The organism is Kitasatospora sp. NPDC057198 (genome assembly GCF_042670125.1).
GTDB lineage: Bacteria > Actinomycetota > Actinomycetes > Streptomycetales > Streptomycetaceae > Kitasatospora.
The window spans coordinates 1-9396 of record NZ_JBHUWH010000319.1 but is presented as its reverse complement, the minus strand read 5'-3'; the positions used below and the strand labels follow the sequence as shown (position 1 = coordinate 9396).

5 protein-coding genes are annotated in these 9396 nt (G+C 73.1%); 3 read left to right on the top strand and 2 right to left on the bottom strand.

Going from position 1 to position 9396, the window contains the following annotated elements; genetic code table 11:
• Positions 1-44: 44 nt before the first annotated feature.
• Both ACFUEL_RS28265 and ACFUEL_RS28260 read right to left on the bottom strand, forming a co-directional pair.
• Positions 45-1889 (bottom strand): hypothetical protein, encoded by a 1845-nt coding sequence (locus ACFUEL_RS28265; RefSeq protein WP_380239595.1) that lies wholly within the window; start codon positions 1887-1889, stop codon positions 45-47.
• 238 nt (positions 1890-2127) lie between these two features.
• The gene (locus ACFUEL_RS28260) at positions 2128-3183 is read right to left on the bottom strand and encodes a LacI family DNA-binding transcriptional regulator (protein ID WP_380239594.1); all 1056 of its coding nucleotides are present in this window, start codon (positions 3181-3183) and stop codon (positions 2128-2130) included.
• A 404-nt stretch (positions 3184-3587) separates the two neighbouring features.
• On the opposite strand from ACFUEL_RS28260, the gene ACFUEL_RS28255 reads away from it, so the two are divergent.
• The 3 genes from ACFUEL_RS28255 (at position 3588) to ACFUEL_RS28245 (ending at position 9352) form a co-directional block, all read left to right on the top strand.
• On the top strand, positions 3588-5279 hold the full coding sequence (locus ACFUEL_RS28255; protein ID WP_380239593.1) for a cellulose binding domain-containing protein: 1692 nt from the start codon (positions 3588-3590) through the stop codon (positions 5277-5279).
• A 110-nt stretch (positions 5280-5389) separates the two neighbouring features.
• Entirely contained in the window at positions 5390-6685 is a 1296-nt protein-coding gene (locus ACFUEL_RS28250; RefSeq protein ID WP_380239592.1) for an ABC transporter substrate-binding protein, read from the top strand.
• A 249-nt stretch (positions 6686-6934) separates the two neighbouring features.
• A complete protein-coding gene (locus tag ACFUEL_RS28245) occupies positions 6935-9352 on the top strand; it encodes a glycoside hydrolase family 2 protein (protein WP_380239591.1) in 2418 nt (805 codons plus the stop codon).
• Positions 9353-9396: the final 44 nt, after the last annotated feature.

The following is a 9396-nucleotide window of genomic DNA, read 5'->3' as shown; positions in this document are numbered from 1 at the left end:
GTTCCGCGGGCGGCGCCGTTTCGTGGTCGGCGCCGCTCCGGGGTTCAGGTGCGCAGCAGGGTGAGGGCGAGCGAGCGGGCCCGGTAGTCGTCGCGGCCGCCGCCGGTCCTGCCGAGGACGCCGAGGAAGTCCTCGGGGAGCAGGCGGCGCGGGGCGAAGGCCAGACCGCGCAGGAACGGGCGGGCCTCCTCCGGGAGCCGGGGGAACGCGGCGAGCAGCGGCAGGGCCCTCAACACGTCCTTTCCCGGGTCGAGTTGGGCGATCAGGTCGGCGGCGGGCAGGCCGGGGGAGCCGGTGATCCGCAGGTGCGCCCCGGCGGCGGTGGTCCGGCGCTCGGGGCGGCGGTCGGCGAGCAGCGGGGTGATCAGCGGCAGCAGGGGCGCGGCGGCGGCGCCGAGCGGCTCCAACTCGGCGATTGCATCTATAGATTGACGATCCGTCAGGAGTTCGGGGAAGGCCCGCAGGGCCAGCGCCGGGTCCCCGGTCAGCCGATAGTGGGCGGTGGCGGCCGCCGCGCGCAGCGCCCCGTCCTCGGCGGCGGCCGACTCGCCCAGCAGGGAGGCGAGTCGGGGCGTGGCGGTGGCGGTGCGGCCGAGCACCCGGGCGGCCTGGACCGCCGCCCGGCCCTCGCGCAGGCAGGCGGTCAGTTCGGGGGTGCCGCCGCCGACCGCGCCGAGCGCCTCGACGAGCGTGCGGCTGGCGAACTCGTCGGTGCAGTCCGCGAGTTGCCGGGCGATCAGGACGCGCAGCCGGGGGTGCGCGGCGGCGGGCAGCAGGCGGGCCGCCTCGGCGAGCAGGTCGGCGTCGGGGCGGCCGGGCAGCAGGTCGAGGGCGCGCGGGTCGCGGGCCCGGACCAGGGCGAGCAGGGCGAGCGGGTCCCGGTCCAGGTGGGCGTGCAGGGCGTCCAGCAGGGCGGCGGGCGGGGTGCGCAGGTGCTCGATCCAGTGGGCGACGGTGCGCAGCCGGGGGGCCGGTTCGTCGCGGTGGTGGGGGAGCGCGGCCAGCATCAGGTCGAGCACCTCGGCCTCGCGGTCGCGCCAGCCCTCCGCCACCCGTTCGGCCAGCCAACTGCCGTGGCTGCCCTCGTCCCCGGCGGCGATCCAGCGGCCCGCGACGGCGAGCGCCGCGTCCGGGTCGCGCCGCAGCAGCCGGGTGAGGTGCTCCGCCGGCTCCCCGGTGACCGGCCACAGCGGGCCGGGCCCGCCCGAGGGCCCGTCGGCAGCGAACACCTCGACCACCGCTGCCGGGTACGGCGGGCCGTGCCGGTCGGCGGCCAGCACCGCCGAGACCTGCCGGATCTCGGCGAACGGGCTGTCCAGGAAGGCCAGTTGCACCCCGAAGCGGTCGAGTGCCAGCAGCGCGTCGGCCCGGACGGCCGGTGCGGCGTCCGCTTCGAGGATCCCGGTCAGCAGCTCGGCCGGCTCGGCCCGCCGGGCCTCGGGCAGCACGTCCGCCACCGAGGCCACCAGCCGCAGCGCGAGCTGCCGCGTCTCCTGGTCCGGGTCCGCCAGGCAGGGCAGCAGGTCGGGCAGCATCCGGCACAGCTCGGCGCAGACCGCCGTCGTCGTCCCGTCCGCCCGGCGCGGCTCCCCGGGCTCCTCCGGTTCGTGCTCCGCCATCAGGAACAGCAGCACCATCGCCCGCTTCCGGGCCTCCGACAGCGGCGCGTGCCGGACCACGTGGGCCAGGAACGGGACGGCGGCGACCGAGGCCGAGTACACGCTGCCCTGGTGGCAGACGGCGCCGACCAGCTCGTGCCCGGCCTCGTCGACGGCGTCCGGGTCGTCCCCGTGGAGCGCGGCCAGCAGCTCCGGCACGTCCTCGGCCGACCCGTACGCGTGCTCCAGCGCCGCCCAGTCGACCTGACCGAGCTCCTCGGGTGACCTCACGCTGCACGACTCCTCGACCGGACCGGGTACGGGCTGGACCCTACCGCCGGGGAGCCGGCGGCAGTCACGAGGGATGGCACCGGGGTTCCGCACGAAGGACGGCCGTACGGTCGGTGCGACCACCTGCGGCGGACGGTACGGGCGCGCTCAGCGCCCCGGAGGGCATCGGGCCCCGCCGCCTCGCCCCCGGCCCGGACGCCGACGCCGCGACAGGGCCCGTCCGGATCGGAGGCCGGTCTCAGTCGGCCGGCGGCGGGGCGGCCGTGGAGCCGCGCGGGGTGAGCTGGGGGGCCTGGTCCTCGTAGCCGGTGACGGGGCGGCCGGCGACGAGGTCGAGCAGGGTGCGGGCGGCGTGGGCGCCGTAGGCGTGGATGTCGCGGGTGAGGGCGGTCAGCGGCGGGCGGACGACCTGCACGAGGGGGGAGTCGTCCCAGGCGACCAGGGAGAGGTCCCGGGGGACGGAGAGGCCGAGTTCCTGGGCGACGGACAGGCCCGCGACGGCGGTGATGTCGTTGTCGTAGAGGATCGCGGTGGGGCGGGCGGGGGAGAGCAGCAGGCGGCGGGTGGCGCGGGCGCCCTCCTCGCCGGTGTAGTCGGTGTGGACGGTGGGCAGCGCGTCCAGGCCGAGGTCGGCGCAGGCGGCGGTGAACGCCTCGTCGCGGATGGCGGTGTGGACCAGGCCGGTCAGGCCGGCGATCCGGCCGACCCGGCGGTGGCCGAGCGCGGCGAGGTACTCCATGGTCTCGCGGACGGCGGCGGCGTCGTCGGACCAGACCGGGGTGAGCTTCCCGGAGCCGGAGGGGTGGCCGATGACGACGGTGGGCAGGCCCATCTCCTCCAGAGCGGGCACCCGGGCGTCGTCGCGGCGCAGGTCGACCAGGATCGCGCCGTCGATGTGGCGCTCGCCCCACCAGCGGCGGTACGCCTCCAGGCCGCGCTCGTGGTCGGAGACGACCTGGAGGGCGAGCGAGTAGGAGGCGTCGGAGAGCACCTTCTCGATGCCGCCGATCAGCTCCATGAAGAACGGTTCGGTGCCGAGCATCCGGGCGGGCCGGCAGAGCGCGAGGCCGACGGCGGCGGCCTTGGCGCCGCTGAGGGCGCGGGCGGCGCTGTTGCGGACGAAGCCGAGCTCCTCGGCGACGGCGGCGATCCTGGCGCGGGTGGCGTCCGAGACGCCCGGTTGACCGTTCAAGGCGTTGGAGACGGAGACCTTGGACACGCCCACGATCCTGGCGATGTCGGCGATGGTCGGCCGCTTCGCCGGCGGGCTCTGCTGCTGGGACACCTGCTCCACGGAACCTTTCAGGACTGCTCGTCGGCCGCCCGTCGTTCCTGCCGGTGCCGGACGCGGGCCTGTTGTGCCCTCTCAAGCTACTACGCGGCACCTTCCCGTTGTAGCCCGGCACCCCGGCGGGGGGTCGCTCGGCAACAAACGGTTAACCACCCGTTGACAACGATGTCGGACCGCCCGTACGGTCTTCTCGCCTTAATCGGTTAACCAACCGATCGGGCAGGCCGCTGGACGCCTGCCCCGCGCAAGAGGAGCACTTCCCCGCAAGACCCGGTGCGGGCGGCACGCCCCGACGAACGCCGCCGTCCGCACCGCGGCCCCGAGCCGCCGTGATTGGGACACCCGGCGGCCGGGGCACCTCCCACCCGCACTCCCACCCCCACACATCCGGGACGAAAGGCACTCGCGTGAACCCGAGACTCCAGCACCACCGCCCCCACACCTCCGCCAAGCGCCTGGCGCCGATGGCCCTGCTGCTCGCCGCCTCGGTCGCCGCGGCCGGACTGACCCTCGGCCGGGCCGACACCGCGCAGGCCGCCGGCGCGGACTCGTTCGCCACCCGCTGCGGCACCCACTTCTGCCTGGACGGCAAGGAGTACTACTTCGCCGGCACCAACACCTACGACATGTTCACCTACGGCGGCAGCTACGGCGACACCGAGACCCAGTTCATGGACAAGGCCCGGATCGACGCCCAGTTCGCCAACCTCCAGGCCGACAAGGTCGACGTGGTCCGGCTGTGGATGTTCAGCCACGAGAACTGGCACGGCTTCGAGAAGTCCAAGGGCGTGTACGACGAGCAGGAGTTCGCCCAGTTCGACTACATCATCCAGTCCGCCAAGGCCCACGGCATCCGCCTCGTCCCGGTGTTCGAGAACTACTGGGAGGCGTACGGCGGCATCGACACCCGCCTCCAGTGGGAGGGCCTCTCCGGCGGCCAGCCCGGCCGGGCCGCGTTCTTCGACAAGACCCGCTGCCCCGGCTGCTTCACCTCGTACAAGAACTACGTCTCGTACGCGCTGAACCGGGTCAACCACTACAGCGGCGTCAAGTACAAGGACGACCCGACCATCTTCGCCTGGGACCTGATGAACGAGCCCCGCTACCAGGACCAGAGCGCCGCCGAGAACGTCAACGGCACCACGCTGCGCGCCTGGGTGGACGAGATGGGCGCGTTCGTGAAGTCCATCGACTCCAAGCACCTGCTGGGCGTCGGCCTGGAGGGGCACGGCAGCAACTACGGCTTCGGCGGGGACGAGGGCAACCCCTTCGTGTACGTGCAGCAGTCGCCGTACATCGACTACACCTCCGCGCACCCGTACCCGACCGAGTCCTGGGCGAACCTGAGCCTCGACCAGACCAAGGCGCTGATCCGCTCCTGGATCGCCGACTCGCACGACAAGGTCGGAAAGCCGTTCTTCATGGGCGAGTTCAACGTGCACAACGTCGACCGGTCGGCTTGGTGGGGCCAGCTCTACCCCGACTTCGAGGCGGCCGGCGGCGACGGCAGCGCGTTCTGGTGGTACGCGGACCGCAGCGTGGACGGGAAGTTCGGCGTGATGGCCGGGGCGCCCGAACTCTCGGTGTTCCGGGCCCACTCGGACCGGATGCGCGCCAAGTCCGGTATCACCACCGGCACTTCGAGCCCGACGCCGAGCGGCAGCCCGAGTTCGAGCCCGAGTTCGAGCCCGAGCCCGAGTGCCAGCGCGTCGGCCAGCCCGTCCGCGTCCGCGTCCGCGTCCGCGTCCGCCTCCGCCAGCAGCCCCGCCCCGGCCGGGAGTTGCGCGGTGCACTACGGGCTGTCCGACTGGGGCAGCACCTTCAACGGCGACGTGACGGTGAAGAACACCGGCGGCACGCCGGTCAACGGCTGGCAGGTGGCGTTCGCGTTCCCCGGTGAGCAGAAGGTCACCAACATGTGGAACGCGCTGCCGGTGCAGACCGGCCGGCAGGTGGTGGCGAGCAACCCGTCCGGCTACAACACGGTGATCCCGGCCGGCGGAAGCGTCAACTTCGGCTTCAGCGGCACCTCCAGCGTGGGGACCAACGGCGTACCGGCGTCCTTCACGCTCAACGGCCAGACCTGCACCACCTACTGACGGACAGTCAGATCCCTTCGGGTGTCCGGCGGCTGCCGGACGCCCGGAGGCACGGGGACGAGCACGAGCAGCAGGAGCAAGAGGAAGCGATGCGCAGAGGATGGGCCGCCGTGGGTTCGGCGACCGCACTGGCCCTGGCCCTGGGCGGGTGCACCGGCGGCGCCGGGCCCGCCCCGCTCGAGGGGGTGGTGGCGGAGGCGGACCGGTCGGAGGTGGCCGGGTCGATCACCGTGCTGACCAACCGGGTCGACCAGGTGGACAGCGGGCTGCTGAAGAAGTACGCGGCCGAGTTCAACAGGCTCTACCCGAAGGTGAAGGTCAGCTTCGAGGGCTTCGTGGACTACGAGGGCGAGGTCGGCAAGCTGCTGGCCCGGGGCGGCTACGGCGACGTGCTGCTGATCCCGGACAACCTGCCCGCGGGCCAGTACCCCGTCTACTTCAGCTCGTTGGGGAACGCGCGCGAACTGTCGGACACCTTCGACTACATCGACTACGGCACCGTCGACGAGCACGTGTACGGCATCGCCAACATCGGCATCGCCTCCGGGATGGTCTACAACAAGGCGGTGTGGGCGCAGGCCGGGATCACCGAATGGCCCACCACGCCGGAGCGGTTCATCGCCGACCTGAAGGCGGTCAAGGAGAAGACCCGGGCGATCCCGTACTACACCAACTACCACGACGGCTGGCCGCTGCGGCAGTGGACGGACGCGATCGGCGTGCCCAGCTGCGACAACACCGCGCGCGACAAGCTGGCCGCCACCGACGCCCCGTGGGCGCCCGGCAGGGACCTGTACGAGATCGACAGCCTGCTGTACCGCGCCGTCCACGAGAAGCTCACCGAGTCCGAGCCGCAGACCACCGACTGGGAGCAGTCCAAACAGCTGCTCGCCACCGGCCGGGTCGCCACCATGGAGCTCGGCTCCTGGGCGGTCTCGCAGATGCGCGACGCGGCGGCGAAGGCGGGGGCGAACCCGGACGACATCGGGTTCATGCCGCTGCCGGTGCAGCACAACGGGCACTTCTGCACCGTCGTGCAGCCGGACTACAAGTACGCGGTGAACGTGCACTCGCCGCACCAGGACGCCGCCAAGGCGTGGTTGGAGTGGTACATCACCCGCTCCGGCAGCGCCGCCGCCGACGAGTCGATCTCCGCGGTGCGCGGCGCGGAGCTGCCCGCCTCGCTGCAACCCCTGGACGAGCGGGCGGTGCGGATGATCCCGCAGACCCGGGAGCAGCTGGCGAAGGTCGACGCGATCGACAAGGCCGCCGGCATCGGCCTGGACGCGCCCGACTACCGGCGGAAGCTGGTCGACCTGGCGGCCGGCGCCGCCCCCGGCGACCTGGACTCCTACTTCGCGGACCTCAACCGGCGCTGGGGCAAGGCGCGGAAGGCCGTGGGCTGAGCACCCGGCACCCGCCGACGCCATTGGTGAACCGGTAAACCTGCTGTCCCACCCCGCCCGTCCGTGGCGGGTGGGGCAGCAGTGTCGTTCCGGGCTTCTGCGCAGCTGGCGCTGGAGCGAGCGATCACTGAAACCCATCAAGGCATTTACATAACCGGTTTATGGACAGGGCCGCCCCAGCGGGTTACGGTTCTGCTCGCGCCGCAAACCCGACCACCGGTCCGGCCGAACGACCAAGGAGCCGCACGCATGAAGGACACCACCCCGCTCGACCAGGGCTGGAGCCTGCACCACGAAGGTGACCGGCTGCCCGCCACCGTCCCGGGCTGCGTCCACACCGACCTGCTGGACGCCGGGCTGATCCCCGACCCGTTCCTGGACGCCAACGAGCTGGAGGTGGCCTGGGTCGGCCGCCGCGACTGGACGTACACCCTGGAACTGCCCGCCCACGGCAGCCGCCACGAGCGCACCGACCTGGTCTTCGACGGCCTCGACACCGCCGCCACCGTCACCCTCGGCGGCACCCGGCTCGGCTCCACCCGCAACATGCACCGCCGCTACCGCTTCGACGCCACCGGCCTGACCGGCGAACTGGAGGTCGGGTTCACCAGCGCCTACACCGAGGCCGAACGCGTCCGCGGCCTGGTCGGCGACCGGCCCAACGTCTACCCCGAACCGTTCCAGTACATCCGCAAGATGGCCAGCAGCTTCGGCTGGGACTGGGGCCCGACCCTGCCCGGCGCGGGCATCTGGAAGCCCGCCCGGCTGGAGCACTGGTCCACCGCCCGGATCGCCGAGGTCCGCCCGCTGGTCACCGTCTCCGGCAGCACCGGCCGGGTCGAACTGCACGTCACCGTCGAGCGCACCGCGAGCGGCGCCGGCCGCCCGCTCACCCTCCGCGCCTCGGTGGCCGGCGCCCTCGCCGAGGCCGTCCTCGACGGCGACAGCGCCGTCCTCACCCTCGAGGCCGCCGACGTCGCCCTCTGGTGGCCCCGCGGCTACGGCGAACAGCCCCGCTACGACCTCGGCCTCACCCTCGCCGGGACCGCCGGCGGCGAACTCCTCGACACCTGGCAGCGCAAGATCGGCTTCCGGACCGTCGAACTGCGCACCGCCCCCGACGCCGCCGGCACCCCCTTCACCCTGGTCGTCAACGGCGAGCCGCTGTTCGTCCGCGGCGCCAACTGGATCCCCGACGACACCCTGATCAGCCGCGTCACCCCCGCCCGCTACCGCCACCGCCTCCAGCAGGCCGCCGACGCCAACATCGACCTGATCCGGGTCTGGGGCGGCGGCATCTACGAGCAGGAGGGCTTCTACGAGGCGTGCGACGAACTCGGCCTGCTGGTCTGGCAGGACTTCCTGTTCGCCTGCTCCGCCTACCCCGAGGAGCAGCCGCTGCGCGGCGAGATCGAGGCCGAGGCCCGCGACAACGTCGTGCGCCTGATGCCGCACCCCTCGCTGGTGCTGTGGAACGGCAACAACGAGAACCTCTGGGGCTTCCGCGACTGGGGCTGGGAGGACGAACTCAAGGGCGACTCCTGGGGCGAGGGCTACTACCTCGGCCTGCTGCCCCGGATCGTCGCCGAACTCGACCCCACCCGCCCCTACACCGCCGGCAGCCCCTGGTCCGGCAGCTGGGACCACCACCCCAACGACACCGACCACGGCACCCACCACTCCTGGGAGGTGTGGAACCGGCAGGACTTCGCCGAGTACCGCGCCAGCGCCCCGCGCTTCGTCTCCGAGTTCGGCTGGCAGGCCCCGCCCGCGTACGCCACCCTGCGCCGCGCCCTGCCCACCGAGGACCTCGCCGCCGACTCGCCCGGCATGCTGCACCACCAGAAGGCCGAGGACGGCAACGGCAAGCTCAACCGCGGCGTCGCCCGCCACTTCGAACTGCCCACCGCTGCAGCCGACTTCGACCGCTGGCACTACCTCACCCAGCTGATCCAGGCCCGCGCGATCGCCACCGGCATCGAACACTGGCGCTCGCACTGGCCGCACTGCGCCGGCACCGTCGTCTGGCAGATCAACGACTGCTGGCCGGTCTCCTCCTGGGCCGCGATCGACGGCGACGGCCGGCTCAAGCCGCTCCACCACGAACTGCGCCGCCTGTACGCCGACCGGCTGCTCACCCTGCAGCCCGCCGACCGCGACGGCGCCCCCCGGATCGCCCTGGTCAACCAGTCCGCCGAGCCCTGGACCACCGCACTGCGCCTGCGCCGCCTGGACGCCGACGGCAACGTGCTCGCCGAGACCACCGCCGAGCTCACCGCCGACGCCCGCGCCGTCCACCAGCTGCCCGTCCCCGCCGGGCTGCTGCCCGCCGACGGCTCCGGCAAGGAGTACCTGGTCGCCGACGCGGACGGCCTGCGCGCCGTGCACTTCCCCGTCCCCGACAAGGCGTTCGCCTACCCGGCCCCGGAGTTCGAGCTCACCGTCGAGGAGACCGGGGACGGCGCCCTCGACGTGGTCGTCACCGCCCGCACCCTGGTCCGCGACCTGCTGCTGCAGGCCGACCGGATCGACCCGGCCGCCGCCGCCGACCGCGGCCTGACCACCCTGCTGCCCGGCGAGCGCACCACCATCCGGGTGCACGGCCTCACCGGCACGCCGACCGCCGAGCAGGTCCGGGCGGCCGTCTTCTGCGTCGAACCCGCCTGAACGGCCCCGCGGCAGGAGTGACCCGGGATCCGCCCGCTCCGGGC

Bases quoted from the DNA above. Each gene is read 5' to 3' on its own strand.
- ACFUEL_RS28245 (WP_380239591.1), top strand. From the start codon at position 6,935: ATGAAGGACACCACCCCGCTCGACCAGGGCTGGAGCCTGCACCACGAA.